Annotated in this window: 24 protein-coding genes; 11 read left to right on the plus strand and 13 right to left on the minus strand. The window is 46.3% G+C overall.

Annotated features, from left to right (window positions below; genetic code table 11):
* Positions 1–44: 44 nt before the first annotated feature.
* The 3 genes from CRG97_RS31900 to CRG97_RS31910 all read right to left on the minus strand — a co-directional run bounded on the left by CRG97_RS31900 (position 45) and on the right by CRG97_RS31910 (position 2,691).
* Positions 45–992, minus strand: a complete 948-nt coding sequence (locus CRG97_RS31900; RefSeq protein ID WP_098749479.1) for a helix-turn-helix transcriptional regulator — start codon at positions 990–992, stop codon at positions 45–47.
* Between the two features lie 79 nt (positions 993–1,071).
* Complete coding sequence (locus tag CRG97_RS31905; protein WP_098749480.1) at positions 1,072–1,821, minus strand: class I SAM-dependent methyltransferase; 750 nt, start codon at positions 1,819–1,821, stop codon at positions 1,072–1,074.
* A gap of 333 nt (positions 1,822–2,154) precedes the next feature.
* Positions 2,155–2,691, minus strand: coding sequence for a hypothetical protein (locus CRG97_RS31910; protein WP_098749481.1), 537 nt, complete (start codon positions 2,689–2,691; stop codon positions 2,155–2,157).
* Positions 2,692–2,798: 107 nt separating this feature from the next.
* On the opposite strand from CRG97_RS31910, the gene CRG97_RS31915 reads away from it, so the two are divergent.
* Positions 2,799–3,713, plus strand: a complete 915-nt coding sequence (locus CRG97_RS31915) for a phosphatidate cytidylyltransferase (protein WP_098749482.1) — start codon at positions 2,799–2,801, stop codon at positions 3,711–3,713.
* Positions 3,714–3,923: 210 nt separating this feature from the next.
* Positions 3,924–4,286 carry a winged helix-turn-helix transcriptional regulator gene (locus tag CRG97_RS31920; RefSeq protein ID WP_098749483.1) on the plus strand — a complete coding sequence of 121 codons (363 nt, stop codon included), beginning with the start codon at positions 3,924–3,926 and terminating at the stop codon, positions 4,284–4,286.
* 98 nt (positions 4,287–4,384) lie between these two features.
* Here the strand turns inward: CRG97_RS31920 and CRG97_RS31925 are convergent, their stop codons facing one another.
* The gene (locus CRG97_RS31925) at positions 4,385–5,812 is read right to left on the minus strand and encodes a hypothetical protein (protein WP_098749484.1); all 1,428 of its coding nucleotides are present in this window, start codon (positions 5,810–5,812) and stop codon (positions 4,385–4,387) included.
* A gap of 501 nt (positions 5,813–6,313) precedes the next feature.
* Between CRG97_RS31925 and CRG97_RS31930 the strand changes: the two genes are divergently transcribed.
* Genes CRG97_RS31930 through CRG97_RS31940 form a run of 3 tightly spaced genes read left to right on the plus strand, consistent with a single transcriptional unit; the run spans position 6,314 to position 9,958 of the window.
* Positions 6,314–7,666, plus strand: a complete 1,353-nt coding sequence (locus CRG97_RS31930; RefSeq protein ID WP_098749485.1) for a glycosyltransferase family 2 protein — start codon at positions 6,314–6,316, stop codon at positions 7,664–7,666.
* Positions 7,667–7,696: 30 nt separating this feature from the next.
* The gene (locus CRG97_RS31935) at positions 7,697–8,788 is read left to right on the plus strand and encodes an acyltransferase (RefSeq protein ID WP_098749486.1); all 1,092 of its coding nucleotides are present in this window, start codon (positions 7,697–7,699) and stop codon (positions 8,786–8,788) included.
* 6 nt (positions 8,789–8,794) lie between these two features.
* A complete protein-coding gene (locus tag CRG97_RS31940; RefSeq protein WP_098749487.1) occupies positions 8,795–9,958 on the plus strand; it encodes a glycoside hydrolase family 18 protein in 1,164 nt (387 codons plus the stop codon).
* Between the two features lie 138 nt (positions 9,959–10,096).
* Here the strand turns inward: CRG97_RS31940 and CRG97_RS31945 are convergent, their stop codons facing one another.
* Together CRG97_RS31945 and CRG97_RS31950 are read right to left on the minus strand one after the other, a co-directional pair.
* Complete coding sequence (locus CRG97_RS31945) at positions 10,097–11,233, minus strand: VanZ family protein (protein ID WP_098749488.1); 1,137 nt, start codon at positions 11,231–11,233, stop codon at positions 10,097–10,099.
* Between the two features lie 252 nt (positions 11,234–11,485).
* Positions 11,486–12,349 carry a LysR family transcriptional regulator gene (locus tag CRG97_RS31950; protein ID WP_098749489.1) on the minus strand — a complete coding sequence of 288 codons (864 nt, stop codon included), beginning with the start codon at positions 12,347–12,349 and terminating at the stop codon, positions 11,486–11,488.
* 153 nt (positions 12,350–12,502) lie between these two features.
* Between CRG97_RS31950 and CRG97_RS31955 the strand changes: the two genes are divergently transcribed.
* On the plus strand, positions 12,503–13,492 hold the full coding sequence (locus CRG97_RS31955) for a DMT family transporter (RefSeq protein ID WP_098749490.1): 990 nt from the start codon (positions 12,503–12,505) through the stop codon (positions 13,490–13,492).
* Positions 13,493–13,618: 126 nt separating this feature from the next.
* On the opposite strand, the gene CRG97_RS34070 is transcribed toward CRG97_RS31955, so the two are convergent.
* The gene (locus CRG97_RS34070; RefSeq protein WP_272914383.1) at positions 13,619–13,741 is read right to left on the minus strand and encodes a hypothetical protein; all 123 of its coding nucleotides are present in this window, start codon (positions 13,739–13,741) and stop codon (positions 13,619–13,621) included.
* A gap of 245 nt (positions 13,742–13,986) precedes the next feature.
* Here CRG97_RS34070 and CRG97_RS31960 point away from each other — a divergent pair, with 245 nt between their 5' ends.
* Both CRG97_RS31960 and CRG97_RS31965 read left to right on the plus strand, forming a co-directional pair.
* Entirely contained in the window at positions 13,987–14,382 is a 396-nt protein-coding gene (locus tag CRG97_RS31960; protein ID WP_098749491.1) for a MerR family transcriptional regulator, read from the plus strand.
* Positions 14,383–14,399: 17 nt separating this feature from the next.
* Positions 14,400–15,248 carry an SDR family NAD(P)-dependent oxidoreductase gene (locus CRG97_RS31965; RefSeq protein WP_098749492.1) on the plus strand — a complete coding sequence of 283 codons (849 nt, stop codon included), beginning with the start codon at positions 14,400–14,402 and terminating at the stop codon, positions 15,246–15,248.
* Positions 15,249–15,298: 50 nt separating this feature from the next.
* On the opposite strand, the gene CRG97_RS31970 is transcribed toward CRG97_RS31965, so the two are convergent.
* The 4 genes from CRG97_RS31970 to CRG97_RS31985 all read right to left on the minus strand — a co-directional run bounded on the left by CRG97_RS31970 (position 15,299) and on the right by CRG97_RS31985 (position 19,543).
* Entirely contained in the window at positions 15,299–16,288 is a 990-nt protein-coding gene (locus tag CRG97_RS31970) for a phosphotransferase family protein (RefSeq protein WP_098749633.1), read from the minus strand.
* A gap of 256 nt (positions 16,289–16,544) precedes the next feature.
* Entirely contained in the window at positions 16,545–18,023 is a 1,479-nt protein-coding gene (locus CRG97_RS31975) for a protein adenylyltransferase SelO (RefSeq protein WP_098749493.1), read from the minus strand.
* A 297-nt stretch (positions 18,024–18,320) separates the two neighbouring features.
* Positions 18,321–19,061 carry a Bax inhibitor-1/YccA family protein gene (locus CRG97_RS31980; protein WP_098749494.1) on the minus strand — a complete coding sequence of 247 codons (741 nt, stop codon included), beginning with the start codon at positions 19,059–19,061 and terminating at the stop codon, positions 18,321–18,323.
* Positions 19,062–19,180: 119 nt separating this feature from the next.
* Positions 19,181–19,543 (minus strand): hypothetical protein, encoded by a 363-nt coding sequence (locus tag CRG97_RS31985; RefSeq protein ID WP_098749495.1) that lies wholly within the window; start codon positions 19,541–19,543, stop codon positions 19,181–19,183.
* A 160-nt stretch (positions 19,544–19,703) separates the two neighbouring features.
* On the opposite strand from CRG97_RS31985, the gene CRG97_RS31990 reads away from it, so the two are divergent.
* On the plus strand, positions 19,704–20,057 hold the full coding sequence (locus CRG97_RS31990; RefSeq protein WP_098749496.1) for a helix-turn-helix domain-containing protein: 354 nt from the start codon (positions 19,704–19,706) through the stop codon (positions 20,055–20,057).
* Between the two features lie 76 nt (positions 20,058–20,133).
* Here the strand turns inward: CRG97_RS31990 and CRG97_RS31995 are convergent, their stop codons facing one another.
* Positions 20,134–21,006 (minus strand): SMI1/KNR4 family protein, encoded by an 873-nt coding sequence (locus CRG97_RS31995; protein WP_098749497.1) that lies wholly within the window; start codon positions 21,004–21,006, stop codon positions 20,134–20,136.
* Positions 21,007–21,210: 204 nt separating this feature from the next.
* Complete coding sequence (locus CRG97_RS32000) at positions 21,211–21,561, minus strand: helix-turn-helix domain-containing protein (protein WP_098749498.1); 351 nt, start codon at positions 21,559–21,561, stop codon at positions 21,211–21,213.
* Between the two features lie 141 nt (positions 21,562–21,702).
* Between CRG97_RS32000 and CRG97_RS32005 the strand changes: the two genes are divergently transcribed.
* Both CRG97_RS32005 and CRG97_RS32010 read left to right on the plus strand, forming a co-directional pair.
* The gene (locus CRG97_RS32005) at positions 21,703–22,083 is read left to right on the plus strand and encodes a HEPN domain-containing protein (protein ID WP_098749499.1); all 381 of its coding nucleotides are present in this window, start codon (positions 21,703–21,705) and stop codon (positions 22,081–22,083) included.
* A gap of 131 nt (positions 22,084–22,214) precedes the next feature.
* Positions 22,215–22,649, plus strand: a complete 435-nt coding sequence (locus CRG97_RS32010) for a VOC family protein (protein ID WP_098749500.1) — start codon at positions 22,215–22,217, stop codon at positions 22,647–22,649.
* Positions 22,650–23,130 lie beyond the last annotated feature (481 nt).

The raw sequence follows: 23,130 nt of genomic DNA on the forward strand, positions 1-23,130 counted from the left end.
CGTCTTTGTACCGAATATACAAAAACGCTACTGACAACCTCATGTCAGTAGCGTTTTAACATCTTTTCCACTTCGTCGCGGATCTGATTACGGAAGGATTCTGGCTCAAGAACAACGACATTCGATCCCCAGCCGAGCACCCACTGCATGATTTCCTCCGGCCGGCGAACGCGTAAGCTCACCAGCAACCCGTCCTCACATTCTTCCAATGTCTCCGTGTAATAATTACCTGATTCCTTAACTCGATCCGCAATATCGGGATTTGCCAGAACCCGCACCCGCAGATTACGGTCATCCGGAGGTCGATAGTCGGCCAAGTCAAAATCCGGCGGCATCTCAAACCGCTCCTCAAGAACCGTCAGGTCCTTCATGCGGGATAGCCGAAAATGGCGGATGCCTTGCCGGAGGTCACACCAGGCAACTAATGTCCATGAACCTTGAAGAAAGGCCAGCCCATAAGGAGCTGCCGAGCGAAAGCTCTTTCGGTCGCCTTTGGAGTCGGGCATCTTCTTCACATAATGGAATTCCACCTTACGCTCTTCCAGTATGGCTCGGCGAACCACTTCAACATAGTCCTTCTCTTCTCTTGAAGTTGCCTTGTTACCGGGAGCCAGCAGCCGCATGGTCTTTCGAACCCGCGAAGCATCGGCGCGGACAGGCTCCGGCAGAATAGACTCTATCTTTTTGCGGGAAGCCTGAGCCTTCAAACCATATCCTGCGTCAAAGCGTTGTTCGACGAAATCCGTTCCAATGAGCAGCGCCACGGCTTCCTCCGCCGTGAACATGACCGGTGGCAGAAAATACCCCGCCATTAACGAATACCCTTGCCCGGGAGCTCCCATCACGGGTACGCCTGCTTCGCTAAGGGCCTGAATATCCCGGTAGATGGTCCGTACGCTCGTCTCGAATATGGATGCCAAATCTTCAGCCCGTACAACCTTTCGCTGCTGCAGCTCAAGCACGATAGCCAGCATCCGATCTGTCTTGTTCATGCTGCTGTACCTCCCGTTCCATTATTAAAGCCAGTACTCTATTATTCTGCAAACAGCGAAACGGGTCAAGAAGGTCAGCTTAAACCTCTCCCCAGTACACCTTCGTCTCATAATCAAAAAACACGCAGCCATCCTGCTCATTCCGTTCATATATCGTGCGCAGTTCGTTCATCATCGGTTCGTAGTTCGGATGCCCTGACAACGGAGCGTAAGAGGACGAGTGCAAACGGCCGCATAATCCCTCATAATCAAACGTCTGCCGATTGAAGAACTTCGCCTCCCTCATGTCCCCTCCCCGAAAAAAAGAAGCCAGCGTTTCGTGCGCAATATTCTTCTGATCCACTTCTTTATAATCGGTGCCATAGATAAGGAGCAGCTGCTCATACGCTTCCAGGAACGGCGTTCCCTGCGTGAGCCTGGAATTCCATATCAGGGCAACCTTCCCGCCCGGTCTCAGGATCCGCTGGAATTCCGATTGGGCGGCGTCACGGTCAAACCAATGAAAAGCCTGGGCGCTCACGATATGATCCACTGATTGATCAGGCAGTCCCGTCACTTCTGCTGAACCCGAGACCATTCGAAAGCCGGGTTCGCCTCCAAGGTCCGACTCGGCAGCTTTCCGCATCGCCTGATTGGGTTCCACGGCAGTTACGCGGCTCCCCCGCTTCAGCAGCAGCTTCGTGAAGATCCCCGTCCCGGCGCCAATATCAGCAATCTCGCCGTCCAATCCAACGGTATCATACAAATAATCCATGACCTCATGCGGATAACTCGGGCGATACTTCGTGTACGAATCGACGCGATTCGAAAACCGTTCCTTGCTGTTCATCGTAAACCACGCTCCCATCCAAGATATAAGCGAAATCCAGACAACGACGATTTTAGTTTCATTATATGAAACCGCATTTCATTTTCAACTCCATTTTATAGCAACACTCGCTTATTAGCCAGCATTTATTGCCTTTAACCTAGCAAGCTCGGCGGGTGTCTCGTTTGAGCACTTATAATGCAGAAAACCCCGCATTCGCCTGGACAGACGAACCGGGGTTATATGGGATTGCAGGATTAGAACGGACTGCCTATCGAGCTGTGTCATGATTGACAGCGCCGCCACCTGCAAAATGTTAAAACAGGCTACCAGAACCTGCACGCGCAGTTGTATCTAGGGCTCATACTCGCTCAGCTTTCCTTCATAGATCAGTTGCAGACGCTCGCTTTGGCGAAAATCATCCGGCGTTACCAAGGCGGGCAGCTTATCCCATAGCCTGACTCCGGACCGCTGCAGAATCTCCGCCACGAATTGCGAACAGAAGTAGGAATTGCTGAATTCGATCGGTTCCTTTAGCGCGATGCCCAGGACGCCCAATATATTATAAAAATACTTTTTGTCCTTTCGGATAAAAGCCTGCAGCACCCGCTTCATTTTCGCGATGTCGCGTTCCGATACCTGAAGCTCATAGATGACGCACGTCGTATTGGGATATTTGCTGAACGTTCCCGTCTTCAAATCCTCCTTCACGAATCCGCCGTTCAGAGGATTGTTCGGATTCTTTCTCCCGAAGCTATATAACTCCGACAGCTCCCGGTTAAAGGAGATCGAAGCGTGGTTGTAAGGTGCTCTCGTGTAGCCCTGAATGACTTTCGTAAAGAGCGTTCCGGTATTGGTAAGCAGTATAAAGACCGAGTGATCGTCTACCATTTACGAAATTTCCCCTTATCCGTATTGAATTATTCCTTCATAATAACATATGATTCCTTTAGTAGAACAAGAATGATACCCCGTGACAAGTTGGTGATGACAGGCATATGGACAGCTCGCTTTTAACCTTAATCCTGATATTCTCCGTCTTATCGGTCATCCAGCTCCTCTATTACGTGATGAGCAAGACGCAGCCGAATATCGACTATACCGAAGTCGGATTTCGCATCAAAACCTGGTGGGGCATGCTGGTCATCTTCTGCTTGGCGACGCTTCTGAATCCCGTGGTTTCCCTGCTATCCCTTATGGTGCTGACCTTCTTTACGCTCAAAGAATATTTCTCGATGATCAAAACACGGAAGGCCGACCGCCGTTTATTTCTGTGGGCGTATTTAACCATACCCGTTCAATTCTATTGGATCTATATCGAGTGGTACGGGATGTTTATCGTGTTCATTCCGATCTATGTATTCCTGGTGCTGCCGCTGCCGCGGTTGATCAATAAAGGCACTGTCGGATTTATGCGCAGCGTCAGCTCCACCCAATGGGGCCTGATGCTTATGGTGTTCGGTCTCAGCCACCTGGCCTATTTCCAGTTTGCCACGCCCCAGTATGGAGCAGGGCTCGTGCTGTTTCTCGTCGTCTTAACGCAGCTGAACGATGTGGTGCACACGCTCGCCTCCCTCTATTTTGGCAGACGAAGAATCGTGCCGACCTCCAACCCAAATCTGACTTGGGAAGGCTTTGCCTGCGCGTTTATCATTACCACCGCAAGCTCCTATCTTATCTATCCCTATCTGACGCCGATCAGCCCGACGTTTGGCCTTCTGTCCGGCATGCTCATCAGCCTCGGCGGCTTCTTCGGCAGCTTGACGGTTTCGGTGCTGAAGCGCGATTTGTTAATCGGGGATGACGGACGGTTCGATGCCTTGAAGAAAAGCTATCTGAGCCGGGTCGATAGCCTGACCTATACCTCTCCGATCTTTTTTCATTTCATCCGTTACTTCTATGACTTTATGTAGTTTGCTCTTCTCTCATAAAAAAGGAGGAATAGATGATGACCGACGCGCAGCCAAACGGTACACTCATCCGGTTCCGTATTCCGGTCCATCCGATCACCTTTGACTTCAAGTTGTTTATAATTGATAATATAATAAATTATTATGGGTTTACTCGGAATTAAAAACAAAAGACCCTTACACTGAATACTAAACGAAAGCGATGTGTAATTAATGATAAACTTTAGAAACAAAAGCTATCATTGCACCTCGGAAATTGTATTGAACTTAATTAGTGGTAAATGGAAAATATCTATTTTAAACCATTTATCCAAGGGCTCGTTACGTTTCAATGAGTTGCAGCGGTTACTCCCTGACGCAACCCAACGCATGCTCACGTTGCAGTTAAGGATGCTTGAAAGCGATGGGCTTATTATTCGAAAAGTTTATCCAGTTGCACCACCAAAAGTGGAGTATTATTTATCAACGCTAGGCGAGGAAATGGCCCCTATGCTCAATATGTTATGCAAATTCGGTACAACTTATATCGATAACTTTCCCGATGAATCATCGCAAACAAGTAACAAACATGCCTGAAAAAAGGGGGGTTAATATAGAAATCTCGTTGTCAGGAGAAGTTTGACGGCAAAGCCCAATGGTGGAGGCTTTGCCGTCAAATGATTCACACGCCATATTTACAGCACCAAGAACTTGGCACCAAATCCTTTGCCTGCGGCGTGAGCCGACGACAGTTCCTCAATATCAGCCATATCCAATAAGATCACATTTTCCGGATACAGCTTGCCTAATACAGCCCATACTACAAGTTCATTTCGACCTGTGCGAATTAAATGAACTCCAACTGTATTCGTAACTAATCCGGAGTGTGAGAGAATGTCTACCGCCTGATGAAAACTTAATGGTGGTAGCTTATCGGAAGAGTTCTCAAAATCCTCGCTTCCTTGAGGCCGATATAAAAAGCGATGCCCCCTAAAGATTTGCCCAAGGTCCACAGCATACTCACGGCCATCAATCTCTATGATGAAACGCAGCACTGCCCGACCGGCATCGATAATCGGAAACAATCGTGCTTTGAACGGCTGCCGATCGTACAGCTCACCCGAAACAGAAAGAATGTCCCCCTTCTCCGTTGTACCTCCCCCTGCCTCGTTGCGTAGTGCTGCATAGTAATCTTCATATTCATAATCGAATGAGATAGCGGTCAACTCTGTTGTTTCTTCAAGCTGTATGGTTTGTACCGGATGCCACTTAAGAAGATATCGTGGTGCAGTCGCAGCAGTCGCCCCCAAGCCAGCTGGCAAAATAGTTCCCAATCGATATTGAAAGCCATACCCGGCCGTGGACAAACCTGAACTAACAACACTCTGTGCATACTGAACAATAGATTTGTGCGACAGATCCCTACCAAACAGTTGAGTTAAAAATGTCTTGCGCGCAGGTTCTAAAAATCGTAACCCTTTGAACTCCGTATGTTCTTTGACTTGAAACGGAACTTGCTCCCAATTGGAGAACGGAAGTAAGGCATCCCGTAGCAACACAAATTGATGTAAATATTCGTTATATAGTTGCATGACTCTCGGGCCTCCTGACGGTCCAAAAACCTGCGCAACAGCGTCTGGTATTAATGTATGATGGTAACAGTGGCTTCTAAATTCCAACTCTTCAAGCTTCGCTGTCCCATATTGTGATAGGGCTCTCTTCTGTGAATTTATCTCTCGCGCCCAGCTTACCAATTGCTCACCTATGCGTACCGCCTGATCGGTAAGCTCCACACCGGCCCTGTCTTCAAAGGCCAAGGGGCCGAGCGGTAATGATGATTCACGCCCGGAGATCGCAAGGTTGGCCTGAAGGCTGTCTAATAACACAGACGGATCGCTATTTACAGGTTCGCCAAGCTGTACCAGCATCGCCTCCAACAACTTATCTAACTCATTTACTACATCTTTAGCCCGATATATACCACTGGGTAGATTCCAGTCAAGGGCTGCACCCGTCCCTTTCCTAATTGTATCGTTAGTATAGCTGCCGATTAAGGGCTCAATATCAAGAGTTTCTCCCCAAGCAATACTCTTATCGTTCAAAGTAAGTTGATATTCCGACATTCATCACACCCCGTTTCTAAGTTTCTATCGTTCAAAACGACGAATGAATTGTTAATAACAGCACCTAGGTCGTTTGTATGTTAGGATACCAAGCTTCCAAGTCATTGAATAGTACGCACTTTTTTGTATTATCCGATCATTTTTGTGCCATAGGATATGTTTTGATACTATAAATAATCGCCATAATGTAGCCGCCTAAAATATAGAAAGACGAACCAAAACAGAGACTGTTCTCGAAAATCATCTATGTATTCGTTTTCTTGCTCTATAAAGCGGTTTTACATTTATAGGCCCATTACGATAGTTTATTACATAGGGTGTCATTTGGGTTTATATGGAATGAAAGGTTTTAAATGGAGATGATATTATCCCTTTATACCTGAATTTTGTCCCTTGACATTGCTTGCTATAGAAAAAGCGCATACCTAATCCGAGTCCAATAGAGTAGGCGCACCATACTGGTCTTCACAAAGAGAGACAGAGAAGAGAGGAGTGAGGAGTTTGCAGTACTTTTTTTATGGATTAGCCGGCGTATTCCTTGTGTTTCAAACCCTGTATACGTTCATCCCGCTGCTATGCAGCAAGGTGAAGAAGCTGAATCCCGATCTCGCCGAAAAATCAATCTCTGTGCTCGTCCCCGCTTACAATGAGGAGCTGACGATTCGGAATTGCATCGATGCCATGGCCGGCTTGCATTACAGCAACTATGAAATCATGATCATCAACGACGGCTCCAAGGATGGGACGTTATCCGCGCTTGACGAACTCTTGGATTTGGAGCCGGATGCCAGGATGGCAGACAGTAAATTGACTTATAAGCCGATAAAAGGATTCTATCGCTCGCATCGATACCGCCATATTTACGTTATTGATAAGGTGAATGGCGGAAAAGCGGACTCGCTGAATGCAGGCATCGATTATGCCGCCTCCGATATCGTGATCACCCTGGATGCGGACAGCATGCTGGAAGCCGACTCGCTCAAGTATGTGAATCAATACTTTCACGATGACGACATCATTGCGCTGGGCGGTACCGTCAAAATTGTACAGGGTGCCGTGCGGGACAAGAACGGTGCCATTATTGAGAAGTTTCGCGGAAAAGGGCTCATCAAGAGCCAGATCATCAATTATACGCACGGCTTCTACGTCCGCAAACTCACGCAATCGTATTTTAATTCGATCGTAGTGATTTCAGGCGCTTTTGGTGCCTTCTATAAAGACGTTCTCATTCATGTTAACGGCTTCCGCAGCACGGTGGGGGAGGATATCGACATTACGCTGAAAATCCACGAGTACATCAAAGCCAATCAATTGAAGAAAAGACTCGTTTACGCCCCCGAAGCGGTATGCTACACCGAATGCCCGGAGAATCTCCCCAACTTCTATAAGCAGCGCATTCGCTGGCAGAAGGCGTTTATTGACTGCATCCTCATCTATTGGTCCAGGCTGTCCCGGAAATTCAGCGTCAGCGTGAGCCTGTTCTTTGCGATAGACGGGTTTATGCTGGGGACGCTCTCGGCGTTTACGACGATATTTTATCTGGGGCAGACGCTGATCGTTGGCGGGAACATCCTGCATGCGATCATCTTCCTGCTGATGAGCGTGCTGCTGAATGCCGCGCAAATCATCATCGCCCTGTACTTATGCCGTAAATATGGCAGTACGTATACGTTCTCCGATTATGTGAAGATGTTCTTGTTCAGCCAAGCGGAGCTGTTAACCTATCGGAATTTGCTGCTGTACATTAACATTGCGGGGACATTCAAATATTTTGACAATGATGAGGGCTGGGGCTTCGTGGAGCGCAAAGGCGTGGCCGCCATCAGCCAGAACATTGCCGCAGGATCGAATTAACTTATGGTGAAGGAGGCTGCCTGAAACAGCATGGTTGCCAATAAAAGAATTATCTATGTCGACATTCTAAGAATTCTATCCATTGTTGCCGTCATTATTCTGCACTACACAGCGGAGGTGCTGACCAGCACCAACGATTTTAATTCCTCCTCCTGGTGGATCAGCAACGGGTTCAACTCCATATCCCGCTTCGCCGTACCGGTCTTCTTCATGATCAGCGGAGCGATGATCCTGCGCACGAAGATTACATCCTACCGGGAGTTCTATACCAAGCGCGTCGTACCGCTGCTCATTCCCCTTCTGACCTGGTCGCTCATCTATGGCTTGTACAATCAATACTATCTGATGCGAAGCAAGCTGAATGCCTATGAGTTCGTTGTTGACTTCGGGTATCGGCTGCTGACCGACCGGAATTATGTGCATCTGTGGTTCCTGTATGCCATTATTGCCATCTATATGACGGTGCCGCTGATGAGCAAATTCATCAAATCCTGCAGCGAGAAGGATCTGCGGTATTATCTGCTCCTCTGGTTCATCGTCAGTATCGCCTATCGCTTCATCTCGGATGCCGTATTCCGTGCAACGGATCAATACATCAACATTCCGATCATGAACATCCCGTTCTTCATGGGCTTCCTCGGCTATTTTATCCTTGGGTACTATCTATTCCATTTTGAACTACCGCTCAAGGCAAAAAACATCCTATACAATCTGGGCATCATCTCGTTCTTTATCACGCCGGTGGCCACCTATTTTGTCTCGCTGCGCAGCGGTGTCCTGGATGAGATGTTCTACGGCAATTATTCCGTCACCACCTTCTTCATGGCTGTCGGGTTGTTTATCTTCTTTAAGGAGAAGGAGGCCAAGATCAGCGATCAAGTAAACCATAAAATCCAGAAATTGATCAGCTCGGTCTCCCGGGCCAGCTTCAGCATCTATCTGATTCATCTGCTGGTCGAAATGATGTTATCCGGCCGAACGGAGGTCGAGGCCACGTTTCTGGAAGCCTCCCTCAGTCTGATCGTGAATATTTCCATCATCTTCGCCATCAGCTACATCACCGTCAAGGTACTGAACCTAAGCAAAACGGCAACCTACATTCTATTCGGCGGGCGGGGTTAAAGGACGATGAGAATCACGATATATACGAAAATATTCATTGTGGTGCTGCTTGCAGGCATGGGTCTCTATTTCTATCAGATCTCCGCGGCGGAAGAGCGGAAAATCACGGCGGTATACGTGGAAGCCTGGCAGGATTACCGAAACATCAAGCTATCGGAGAAAGGCGTGGACATCGCGTTTATCGCTTTTGCCAAGATCAAAGGTACGGATCTCTACTTCCATGAAGACAGCACGACCAACAACCAGATCAAAGAAAATATCAAGCAGTTGAAGGCAGCCAATCCGAAGACCCAAATGGTGCTGGCCGTAGGCGGTTACGGTGCAGATGGCTTCTCTGACGCTTCGCTGGACGGCAACCGGTACCTCTTCACGGAGAGCATCATCAATTTGGTCAAGGAGTTGGACTTGGACGGTGTAGATATCGACTGGGAGTATCCGGCGTTCCATGCCTGGAACACGCAGAAGGCCCGCCCGGAGGATACGAAGAATTTCACCAGCCTGATGAAGGAACTGCGGGAGAAGCTGTACAGGCTGCCTCACAAGAACAAGAACTATCTGCTGACGTTCGCCTCTGGAACCCAGGACTGGTATTTCCAAAATGTCGAGGTCAAAAAAGTGGAGAAATACGTGGATTACATCAACGTCATGTCCTATGACCTGACCGGCAAGTGGTCTGACACCACAGGCTTTAACTCCAATCTGTATGTGGACAGCCAAGGAAAATCGAAGCACTCCATTGACGGAATTATCTCGATGTATCTGGACCATGATATCGACAGCAAGAAGCTGCTGCTCGGCGTGCCCGCTTATTCGTACGGTTGGAAAAACGTGAAAGAGGCCAAGGGTGCCAAAGACGGCCTCTTCGCCCCCGGAACGGCTATCGATATCGACAAGGTGAACCTCAATTATAAGCAGATCGAGAAAGCCTACCTGAACAAAAATGGCTTCAAGCGTTATTACGACAACAAAGCCAAGGCCGCCTACCTCTATAACGGCAATACCTTCATCAGTTACGAGGATAAAGAAGCCTTGAAGGAGAAGGTGGCGTACATCCAGAGTAAGAATCTTGGAGGCGCGATGGTCTGGCAGTACTCCCAGGACGCGGAGGACGGCATCGTGAAGTATCTGACGGAGCATTTGAATGAGAGGCAGCAAGCCGCCAAACGATAATATAAGGCATACAGTACCTTTTCTCAAAAAAAGCCGATGATCCTCGCAGTCGAGCGCGGGTCATCGGCTTTTTATATTCTTTCAGCCCCTGCGTGTGCTTGTTGCGGCCGATTCATCAGTATTCTATATTTTCGTTTATCACATTTCACGAGTGATTCTTACAGCCTCTATGTGACTGTATCGATTAAAATAAATATCTTTGTCCTTTTTGATCCATCTGATCACGATATGACAGAAGAGAAAGAACCATAACAGAGCTGTAAGAAAAACCACTCCAATTACAAATAGGTTAGCTAAAAGATCTTCACTCATTTGATTAGAAAATATCTTCGATAATGCTGAGAGCAATAAAGGCATATAAACAATGATGTAGCGTCGGCTCAAGCTTCCTAACCAGTTCCCCTTTTCCGGAAGTAATCTCATGCGAACGATCTTAGAACCCACCGTATGTCCTTTCCAAATCACAGGGATAACTACCATAACCACAAAGAAAACAATGGCAAAGATGATCTCGTCAACAAGTACTCCTGGTCTTTTTAGCAACCCGAATATAAAGTTGGTTATCATTCTGGCAAAAATAATATTTAGAAGTACCTCCATGAGTTGGGCGCCGAAAGTTGCCTTTCTCTGATTGTTAAAGAAGTGGCTTTGCTCACTAAGGGTTTCCCTCGATGGAATTAACACCAAAAACATGGGAGCGAGTATAAAGCCTAGTACAGTCCCCACCGTATTTGTCATCAAGTCATCTACATCAAATATACGATAGGGGCATTCAAAAAAGCCAAACAAAGCGGTTCGTTGGGTTATTTCAAAGAAAAGCGAAACACTAAAACCCATAAGAGCAGCATGAAACCATTTAGCTTTCCCCTTAAAAAAGTACCTCAGAAAGACACCTAAAGGAAACAAAAGCAAAACATTAAAGAACATTTGATAAAAGGCCCGCGTCGTTAACAAGTCGATATAACTTGAAGGCACCGCCCAATGAAATCCGCTTTCACGTTGAATATCCCGTATAAATTGAAAAGGACGATTTTGAATAAAAATCGCGCCGGGATCAATCGAAGCACAATTATTCCGAGCACTGGGTATTGGAAAAATCACTAAGAAGAATGCACTTAATCCATAAAAGATAAAGCTTAAGATAAGTAATGTTCTCCAAAAGCTAAAGTACCCATGTTTACGGTACTGATAAACGGCCCATGGAAGCGTCAGAATGAACGCTAATAAAAAACAAATGGCTATCGCAACGAAAATAGGCAATACATATGCTTGCATTTCATTCTCCCTTTCTAATAAAACAAGCCGAGGAATATAATAACAGGAAATTTGAATGAATTTCAATCATTTATATTCTTCCCAAATAATGATCCGTCATCCCAGTAAAACAATAATAGACTGTCTCTTTCTGCTCTTTGATAGATGTTGGGAGGTCTCGAAAAAATAACCATACGAAAAAAGCCCATGGGTTGAAATCCATGGGCTTCCTAAATTCTTTATTTCCATATGCGCCGGCCCTCTGGCAAGCGTTCATGTTCCAGTTCTAGTTCGAGCAACAATTTCATCCATAAAACATTGTAATGTGCTCGTTACATATGAATCTTTTCGCCGAATAAAAATAGTTGTGATTTCATGGTAAGGTTCAGGTATGCTATGGCAGAATACCGTTCCATTCGCAACCAGATTGGAAATAGATGACTCTGGGATAATCGTGATTCCTATTCCTGCAGCTACACTGCCTATAATCGTCCCGAACGTTCCAAACTCCATGATCTGTTTGGGAATAATCCCCTCGGCCTTCATCCAGCTTTCCAGTCTATCGCGATACCCGCAGCCTTTATTGTACAGCAATAGAGGCCTTTTCGTTATTTCCTCCATGGAAAAGGTTCTCTCTTTAGTTACAAGTACCAGCTTTTCTTGAATAACCTCAACCTGTTCGATTAATGGATGCCTGATAGGTCCTGTCACAAAGGCTCCATCCAGCTTCATATCAATCACCTGTTGTAACAGAAGATCGGTAACCCCGGCTTTTAATGATAATTCAACATTGGGGTACTTACCATGATAAGCCGATAAAATATATGGAAGAAACATCACCGTCTCCACAATCCCAATTTCAAGAACACCAGAGGGGTTCGATGTATCTTGAAACGTACGTTTCAGTTCTTCCATTCCGGACAAGATCTTCCTCGATTGTTCTAACAACCGCTTTCCTTCCGGGTTTAAGATCATCCCTCGCTTATGCCGATAGAACAATGGCGTCCGAAGCTCTTTCTCAAGCAGCTTAATTCTGGCCGTCACATTGGATTGAACGTAGTTTAGCTCCAATGCGGCTTTACTGACACTTCCATACGTAGCAACAGCCTGAAAAATTTTCAAATCATTAAACTCCAATCTAACCCCCCCTGCTCTCTGGTACGTATTCACACCTGCGAAGTATCATTATAAATGATCATAAACTTTATTTTCAATCATTTTACTAAAACCTTTCGCCCTCCTATGATGAGTTATACACAAACAAAGAGTTGGCAGGGAGAGAGACATTACATGCTAAAGAAACAAATCGTCATCGGGTCCATGCTATGCCTGATCGCAAGTATGTCATGGGGGGCTATGTTTCCTGTTGCACACATCGCGCTGCAGCAAATTGATCCATTCTATTTTTCGTTTATCCGTTATTTCGTCGTTGCCGTCATCCTCAGCGTGTTGCTGTGGATGAAAGAGGGGAGAGCCTCCTTTCGTCTGGAGGGAAGAGGCAAGACATTGTTGTTCTTGGGAACGATGGCATTTACGGTCTACAATATGTGCATTTTCCTTGGACAGCAGCTCATGGGTGAGGCAGGTGCTGTCGCAGCCTCCATTATGGAGTCACTCATGCCGATGATATCCATTATGATCTTGTGGATCACGTCCAAAAAAACGCCGAATAAATACATGCTTAGAAGTGTAGCTATCGCGTTTGTCGGTGCTGTACTCGTGATCACCAACGGGAAACTTACCTTTTTCAAAATGGCTGGACAACATCTTGTTCCTTTATTTCTGATTTTTGTTGGGGTATTGGGATGGGTGGTGTATTCGATGGGGGGAAGCCGATTCAAGAATTGGTCGATCCTGCGTTATTCTACGCTAACCTGCTTGCTAGGAAGCGCTGTGTCCTTCGTTATCGTTACGCTTGGGTCCGTCTTTGATTTGATTCCTGTTCCAACATGGAACACGATTCTCTCGATTAAATATGAAATGTCTTTCATGATTTTATTGCCCGGGCTAGCAGCCTTGCTCTGCTGGAATCAAGGGATCAAATGGTTATCACCGCTTAACGGCATATTATTTATTAATTTTGTTCCCATTACCACATTCGTTATTATGGCTCTTCAAGGCTACCAAATCAGTAATTATGAATTTTATGGAACGCTGCTCATTATCTTTGCCCTTGTACGAAACAATGCGTACCAGAGGAAAACCATACGCGTTAATGATAACAGAGCTTATTCTGTTGCCCATGAGCCTAAAGATGAGATCATGGAAACTGCCCGGTAGATATCGGACAGCTCCTGTCCTTTGAAAAATGTCCGTAATAAAAAAAGGGCCACTCAGTAGGCCCTTTTTTGTAAGCATTTATTGCGAATTCTGATTAAGTGAATGAGTTGGTCTAATGCTTCTATATCAGGTACCGCAAAAGGTTCGGTAAGGACGGGACAGCTCGGGCACTATAGCATATTCCGCCTTTTCCGGGGAATGCGCAATCCGCACCAGAATCTCAACGGCTTCCTTGATATCAAAATTCATAATCCCTCAGCTCCCTTTCCATCCATTCCATATGAATATCCAGCCGGCTGTTTGCTATAAAATTTTGGATTCTCTCACTGGTATAGCATCATTATACTCTTCTGGCAGCATGGGAGTCTCCCTTCCGAAGTGATGAAGCATCTTCCGGTAATTGCCACTCAAAAAATCGATATTGACTTGGTGTTAACACCAAGTTGTACGATATTATGGCAACGGATTCCCTGTTGCAGAAAAGAGGTGAACTTATGGGAGACACATTCTCCATCAAGCAAGTGTCTAAACGAACCGGATTGACCGAGGATGCCATTCGCTATTACGAAAAAATCGGGCTCCTTCCTCCTCCCGAAAGGAAAGATAACGGCCATCGTGTCTATCACCTGGAGGATGCCGAGACTATGGAATTGATCATATGCCTGAAGAAGACAGGAATGTCGCTGGAGGATATGAAAGCCTATGTGCATCTTCCCTTTAAGGAAAATATTCAGTCCGTTCCGGAGCTGAACGCCATGCTCCAGAATTACCGTCAGAAAATTACCGATCAAATTTCGGACCTGCAGCGCATTCTACGGTTCATCGATGACAAGTTAAACCATAATCAGTCCCTGCTTAATCCCGATAGGGAGACCAACAAAGAATCTTAAGTATAGGAGATTTATACATGACACATAAAAGAAATAACAGAGTCGCCTTGATCACGGGCGCAAGCTCTGGCATTGGCTTGGAGCTGACCAAGCGATTGTTATCCGAGGGCTGGCAAGTCATCGCTTTGATCCGTTCTGCCTTTCCATCCGATGATTCCCTTGTACAAGACTGCCTAAGATCACAGCAGTTAAGAATATACACTGCCGATTTGTCGGATTTCACCGATCTCCACTCCTCGCTGAATCAGATCAAGAAACACGAGGATCATATCGACCTGCTGTTTAATAACGCAGGTGTCTCCTTCGGCGAACTATCCTATTCCAAACAAGGGCGCGAGATGCATTTTGAAGTAAACTCCGTGGTGCCATATGTCATCTTGATGGAAATGAAAGAGCTTCTAGAGAAGGGCAGCCTCAAGACGGTAATCAATACGTCCTCCAATGCTTTGTTGTATCTCAAACAGTTTGATTACCGTACATTGGCTTCCCCTACCGTGTTCAAGAAGCTGGTTGGGCCTTATGCCGCGAGTAAATTAGCCCTATCGTTGTGGACTCAGGAGATCGCCACTGCCATACAGAAGGATGGCATTATGATCCGGAGTGTCTGTCCGGGAGCGAATAAAACAACCATTACCAAGAACGCCGGGATGCCCAGATTGATGATCCCGATCCGCAACCTGTTCTTCTCCCATCCCAGTCAAGGAGCTTCACGGCTGTATGAAGCAGCGCTGGGCAGCTCCCAACAATCGACGGGAGTTTTTCTCAACAAGGGTAAAGCAACGCCTTTGAAATTCTCGAGCCAAGGTTCGGAGCTGCTTAGCACGGTAGAGCTAATCTATAAGCAGGAGTTTGCAGCCATATCTTAAACCCATGCAGCAGAGTTAATGATGTTTTCAGCCCATCTCATGAAGGCCTGTTATCGGGTTTGCTGCCATTCCTCCATGAATCGCAGGGTGTTGCGTGCGTGATAATCGGCTAAATTTCGAGCAAATGCCTGATCCGGGAATCCACGGTGAAGCAGCTTCAGGCCGCCCGAGGTTAATGAGATATAGTGATGCAGACGGTAAAATAACATCCGATTCGGATCAAGCCCATCATGTCGCAAATACCGGTAATGCTCCCCGAATCGAAGCTCAAGAAATGTATGCTCATGCTCGATGTCGAAGAATTGCGCACCTTCAATATCAATCAGATAGGGCTCTAAACGGTCTGTAACCAGGACATGATCGGGTCCCAGCTCGCCGTGGATAAAGCCATATCGCTTGCGGGAATCTATCCTGGATTCCAGCTCATGCAATACAGCGAGGAGACTGTCGTGATTCTTCCGGATACTCTCGTTATGCAGGACGATGTAGGAAAGCTGTTCCTTCGCATTTTTCAACTGCACATGATGGCATCGTTCCCGTTGATTCCCGCTTTGAGCGGGTTTTCCATAGTTCTGTCTGTGGTTTGCATGCATGCGTTCGATCATGTGACCCAACCGTTCGAAGACCTCATCCTGAACCCGTTGATCCGGATGCTGAAAGTAAGCTTCCGCCTGCTGTCCCTCTATATATTCAACAAGAGCATAGTCAAAAGGGTACCGGTCCTGTTCCGTTTGAAGATCATATAGAGCAGGCGTAGAAATACCATGATCCCTTAACCATCTGTTATTGCTTTCGAACGAATGGCCGCCAAAGGATCGTTCATGCACACTCTCGTTCGCTAATTCTTCCTGAAAATAATTCTTCGTCAAATCCCACACATAAAGCACGCATGAAAATCCATTTTGACACTGGATCTTATAGACAACCTTTTGCGCCCCGCCATGCATCTTCGTTACATCCGCCACCACATAACCGGTACCCAAAACCTTCATGACATACTCCTGTACATCTGTTTCATCGAGGTGACAAGTCCAAGTCATGAAACCACGCTCCATTTCATTTGTTTTTGCCGGCTCCCCCACTCTATGGCATTTCCGGGTAAAAATATAGACTGTTTCTTTCGGTTCTGCTATGATGTTGAATAAGGTCTCGAAAAAAATAGCCATACGATTTATAGCCCTTGGACACCGGTCCAGGGGCTTTTTTGTATGCATCTCGACTCATGAATGATGAAAAAGGCCAAGCAAGGTAATTCTTGCTTGGCCTCGTTGAGGTTCTTGGAGCATTCCCGTACCCTTACGTCCCGCAAAAGGTTCGGTATGGACGGGACAGCTCGGGAACGATAGCATATTCCGCCTGTTCCGGAGAATGCGCGTATGGATTGGACAGCGCATGGATCAGCTGCTCCATCACACTATAGTCCCCTTCCAGCTCCGCTGCTTCCAGCGCTTCCTCCACCCGATGGTTCCGCGGAATGACCGCCGGATTGCTGTTGCGCATTAAGTGATGGGATTGTTCCTTCGATTCCTGCTGGCTGCCAAGTCTCGCCTGCCAGCGCTCATACCAGGAAGCTAACTCCGGCGTGCCGTTTAGAGGTGTATCCTCCAGCTTGTCAAACGTTAACGCACGGAAGGTGTTGGTATAATCCGCCTGATGATCTTTCATCATCTTAAGGAGATCTTCGATCAGGGATTCGTCATCCTTCTCTTCATGGAAGATCCCTAGCTTGGCTCTCATGCCTGCAATCCACTGCTCGTGATACAGATCGGTAAAGGTTCCGATCGCACCCTCGGCCAGCTTGATGGCCTGCTCCTCTTCTTCATGCAGCAGAGGCAGCAGGGATTCGGCCAATCTTGCGAGATTCCAAGCCGCAATATACGGCTGGTTGCCATAAGCATAGCGGCCTTGAGAATCGATGGAGCTGAATACCGTATTCGGGTCAAAGGTATCCATGAAGGCACAAGGGCCATAATCAATCGTTTCACCGCTGAGGGTCATATTATCGGTGTTCATCACACCATGGATAAAACCAACGAGCTGCCACTTGGCGATTAGAGCGGCCTGACGCTTGATGACCTCCTGAAGCAAGACCAGATAACGGTTCGCGCCGTCACCAAGGTCCGCCTCCGGGTAATGCCGCTGCAGGGTGTAGTCTGCAAGAATCCGCAGATCCTCGGTTGTGCCCGCTCCCCTTACGTATTGAAACGTCCCCACTCTCACATGACTCGCGGCCACGCGGGTCAGAATTGCACCCGGCAGCTCCCTCTCACGAGTGACAGGCTGTCCGGTGGACACCACCGCCAGGCTGCGGGTGGTCGGTATTCCCAGCGCATGCATGGCCTCGCTGATGATATATTCGCGCAGCATCGGACCCAGAGCCGCCCGACCATCTCCTCCACGGGAGTACGGCGTCCGGCCCGAGCCCTTGAGCTGAATATCCATACGCTTACCCTGCGGCGTGATTTGTTCACCCAACAGGATCGCACGGCCGTCGCCCAGCATCGTAAAATACCCGAATTGGTGCCCGGCATAAGCCTGTGCGAGCGGAGATGCTCCCTCGGGTATCTCGTTGCCCGCGAGCATCGCTGCGCCCGCTGGGCTCTTCAGCCCCTCGGCGTTTAAACCCAAAGATGCCGCCAATGGCTCATTAAGGATTACCAACTCCGGTGAGGGCACAGGCGTGGGATCTTGTTTGGTAAAAAAGGACTCCGGCAGTTCGGCATAACTGTTATCAAAATTCCAACCTATATCGATCATGGCTTTCTTATTGGTCATGGGATCTCCTTCTTCAAGCAGTATGATGATGACAGTATCTACTTATTATTTAAACACAAGTCGCTCTTTGTAGGGTTTACTGAAGGAAATTTATTATTCTGCTGGTTCAAAGCTACACTCCATACCATAAGAAAAACGTCTATCGACGTACTCTCAAAGAAGAAAGACCGCATTTAGCGGTAGTTTTTCTTGCGATATCAGGCAGGCAGATCCTCCGAAGTTTATACTTTCTGATATCTTAAAAAAATCGCTGTCGAGAATGCCTCGACAGCGATGTTGACCATACCAATCCAGATATTAATCCCGGTTCGCCAGCTTCGCCAGCAACCGGATAATTTCGATGTACAACCATACGAGCGTAACCAACAAACCGAAAGAGCCGTACCATTCCATATATTTGGGTGCACCTTGCTGTGCTCCCTCTTCGATAAAGTTAAAATCGAGTATGAAATTCAGAGCAGCAATGATGATGATGACAACCGAAATTCCGATGCCGATCGGAGTGCTGTCATGCAGGTAAGGCACCGCCACACCGAACATGCCCAGAACGAAGCTAAACAGGTATACAAGTGCAACGCCGATGGTTGCAGCAATGATCCCCTTTTTGAAGCCTGCAGTTGCCCGGATCAGACCTGTTTTATAAGCGAGCAGCATACCGAGGAATATGCACATCGTCAGTAAAGCTGCTTGCAAAGTGATTCCGTAATACAAATCTTCGTAATGAGCGGATAATGCACCGAGGACAAATCCCTCCACGATCGCATAGATCGGTGCCAAGTAAGGCGCTGCCTTCGGAACAAAGCTGATGATTAGCGCCAGAACAAGGCCGCCTATGGCTCCCCCGATCAAGAACGGCAATACATCATACCCGTTAAAATACATAACCCATGAAATGACCGCTGCCCCGATCAGCAGCGCGAGCAGCATGAACGATTTGTTCACCGTTCCGCCAATCGTCATCGTTTCCTGGCCGTTATAATACCCACTTCTCTCAAATGTTTCTTCGTTTAGTGTCGGATTCCCACTGCGCCCTATCAATTAAATGCCTCCCTAACTTTCTTTTTTGTATCCATTTTAGCACAGGTTGGAATATTTTAGGATGCAAAAAATATTGCATCACGGATGGATTGGAAATGGGACTAATTCAATGGGAAGCTCTATTGATGAAGCCGATAATATCCATAGATCTGAAAGTCATGACGATCTTCTTCTGCAATCCACACCATTAGTCTTTTTTGTGCTACACATCGACCTTCCTTTTTGTTCCCGCAAACATCCATGAATGCAAGGATGGCTTCATCCACCAGATAATTTACTTTAACAATAAACAAATTGACGTGAAGGCTTCCAACGATGTTATTCATCAGACGATAAATCTCCTCACGAAGCCTTTTATTGACCTCCTCAGCTTCACGCTGAATAGCTGTAAGCAATACATAATCGATTACTAAGCGCTCCCCATAAAAGTATGCCTGCTTCTCATCATCCAAAGATTCTAACAACACATTCAGATATTGCATTCTTTGTGCACCTTATCCTTTAGCTAAAGTTAAAGTTGGAGACACTTGGATGTATAACTTCATTTTAGTGTATATAAGCACTATTTACAATGAAATATCGAATATTATATTCTGTTTGTTCCCATACTACTTCTTTAATCTGGAATAGAGGTGGTTAAAGATGCTCCTGAAAATGATAGGTGAACGAATCAAGCAGCTTAGAAAAAAACAGGGAATGACACAGGAGGAACTAGCAGAAAAGGCTGGGATAAACGCCTCTTACATAGGAACGGTAGAACGTGGGGAACGAAATATATCCATTGAAACACTGGAAAAAATCATCGAGGGACTAGGAGTATCGTCAGCAGCTATGTTCCAGTTCCACGAGACAGAGAGTCTGGATACTGCAAGTGAGAAGGCAGAGATCCTAGAATCCATCAGCTCGCTTCTTTATTCTCGTACATTGGCTGAAAGTAAGCTGCTCTTTCGTGTACTTAAAGACATCGTGGATACTATGGATCATCGGGAGAACTAATATTACCCCCATCTTTACATATACAAAGAGAAAGCATCTCCCACTCAGGAGATGCTTTATTCATTTTATACTTATGTTATTTTTCCAAGCCGCCAATGAAAGCCTCAAAGTTCGAAGCAATTCGGGTTATTTTGTAATCATTGGCCTTGTCCACATGGATAACCTCGGGCTCCCCGTCATTACCGGATGAACGGTAATCCAGCATTACGACCTCGGACTGGGAAGGACAATCGCAAATGACCACGCCAATCTCAGGGTATCCGCCATTCTCGATCATAAAACGGCTGCCCAAGCTTCCGCACAATGATTTTTTCTTCTCTCGTCCAATGCCCAAAACACCTGTGATTTCAATATAATCCTGCGCTCCATCCCCGATAGGGAACTTCCGGTTCCGGGGAATCCCGCCATTATGTAATTTCATTGCTTGAATATAAGATGCTGGCAGCTTGAAGACCAGTGCTTCCTCCACAGATTCAATCAATTCATCCGTAGGTGGAGCCGAAACGTATTGGTCTGCCTCAAGGGCACTATCATCCCAGAAATTCAGCACATCAGGGTCGGTATAAGACACCGCAGTGGACTCCTTAACAGGTTTCGGAGCGGTTTTGTTCCGAATCCATTCCAGAAACTCCAGCGTATCCTCATCGCCGGGATCCAGGTGATCGGCCACTTCAAACGCTTTCCGAGCATCTTCATACCGCTCCAAATAGTAATAAGCAAGGCCAATGCGGTAATGCCACAAGGGATCATCCTTGCCCTCTTCTTGAATGGATAGGAATTGCTCAACCGCTTCTTCATAACGTTCGAGATTATTCAACGCTCTGCCCAAATGGCTGATCAGCTCGTAATCCCGCTCTTCCTCAGGGATCTCCATAATCGCATCTACGATTTCTTCGAATTCATCCTCTTCGTGCCACTCTTCCAGCTGCTCCAAAAGCTCCTCACTCATTGCTTCACGCCTCCCACTCTAATCATCCTTTCTGAGATTATACCATTCCGACATGGCCCTCTCCAGCATGGAAGACTGGAGCACTTGCAATACAGATAAACTTAATGATGTTTAGAAATTTGTTTCAAAGGCAGTCTTACGGGAAGAGTACGCATTATAATAGTTCAGCCCACATTAACCGCCAGCATGGAGTCGACAAATAATCTATGTAGCATTACCTCTTAAAATTTCCCTCAGCACATTTTTAGCCAAACGCAGCTTCTCATCATTGGCTTCATGAAGTAATCCAACAATATCTTGAATATCGCTCTCCGTAGAGGTAACCAAGAACTCTTCATCCACATATGCAAATAGCTGAATCAAACTGACATCAAGAGCCCCAGCAATCTTATACAAATTTAATAACGATACATTCTTTTCACCACGTTCAATCTGTCCTATATATGAAAAATGAAATCCACCCTTCTCACCAAGTGCTTCTTGCGACAAGCCCTTCTCCTTGCGTAGAGCACGTATCCGGGTTCCTACAAGCTTTAATATTTCCTTATCTATCACGGCATTCACCTCTTCATGTCAAAAGTGTAGACAAGTTTCATCGAGGCAAACACCAAACAATAAATATTATTATTTAAATTAATACCTATAAGTATTAAAATGTATATAACACTTCCCTTTTTCCGTTAGGAGGCAGCCGTTATGGAGAATAGTTTGCATCATATAATAAAAGATTATTGTCAACTTGCTAAATATCATATGAAATTAGCTCATATCATGAGAAATCACAATCGGTTCATGACGTCCCTCATCCTTTGTCATTCTGCTCTCATGGCCATGATCCGAGCTCTATTTATTTATGAGAACAGAACACTACCCAGCTCAGAGCTGACACTGGTTGATCTCTTGCAACTATTACATACGGACTACAACCCCGGGCTTGAAATCGTGGTGTTTGTTGGCAAGTTAAATTTTGTAATTTATGAGGATCAGCAGAGTTTAGAGGTCGTGAAGGAAGAAGATATGGATCGGCTGATAAAAAGAACAGAAGAGGTTTTAAGGGAATTATGTGGGAGAATGTGATACGGTTCCTCATCAGCAATCCCGAATAATCCTTCTGCCCTGAAAAAGCTAAAACACTGACATAACGCCGTCAGTTATCGCAGCTCATTATAGCTATAACACCAAACATAACAGGTTAAGGAAAATAAATGATGAGCACACACCCAACATTGCGAGGATTTGCGACCATCAGTTACTGGGCGGACGATATGGAAGCGGCAAAGGCTTGGTATTCCGATCTGCTGGGTATAACGCCATACTTCGAAAGGTCAGGTCCCGACGGGCAACTGGTATACGCCGAATTTCGGATTGGAGACTACCAGCACGAGCTGGGTCTCATCGATCGCCGTTTTGCCCCTGCACAACCAACATCCGGCCCCGGCGGAGCGATCATGTACTGGCATGTCGATGATATAGAAGCCACCCTCAGCCAATTGAAATCCATGGGGACTGAAGAGTACGAACCTCTCGTACACCGGGGAGAAGGATTCATCACGGCATCCGTTACGGATCCATTCGGCAACGTGCTGGGAATTATGTACAATGCTCACTATGTAGAGATGCTGAACTCACGAATCCCCGGATGACGAGAATCATGGTAATCAATAAAACGGTACACGTTCGAACTCGGCAAGAATAGCCAAATTGGTTAAGTGACAACCACAGCACAGAATATTATTGTGTAGTTAATTACAATGAAAGATCATTCGGCAAGTTACTTGGATTCTGTTGAAGAGGCCCTGTATTGGGCTGGATTGACAGCACACGCAAAAAATGGATACCGCGCAGACAGCACAACGATTCTCACCCAGGAAAAAAATGAGCAACTGGTCAGAGCTTAATAAAGAGCGCGTCCGACGGTTAGATCGATTAGGCTTCATGACAGTAGCCGGAAAGAAAGTATTATCCGATATGAAGACCGAATCTTTTATACGTTGTGTATTCATCAACCGATTTACGGTTATAGTTATCTAAGGGCTTTTTTCGTTCATGAATGTACCGATCCATATCATTGGATTCAGATTATAATGGATGAGTATATGATAGACGGTGAAAGTCTGTATATAT

The organism is Paenibacillus sp. EZ-K15 (assembly GCF_002573715.1).
In the GTDB taxonomy this organism is placed as follows: Bacteria; Bacillota; Bacilli; order Paenibacillales; family Paenibacillaceae; genus Paenibacillus_AQ.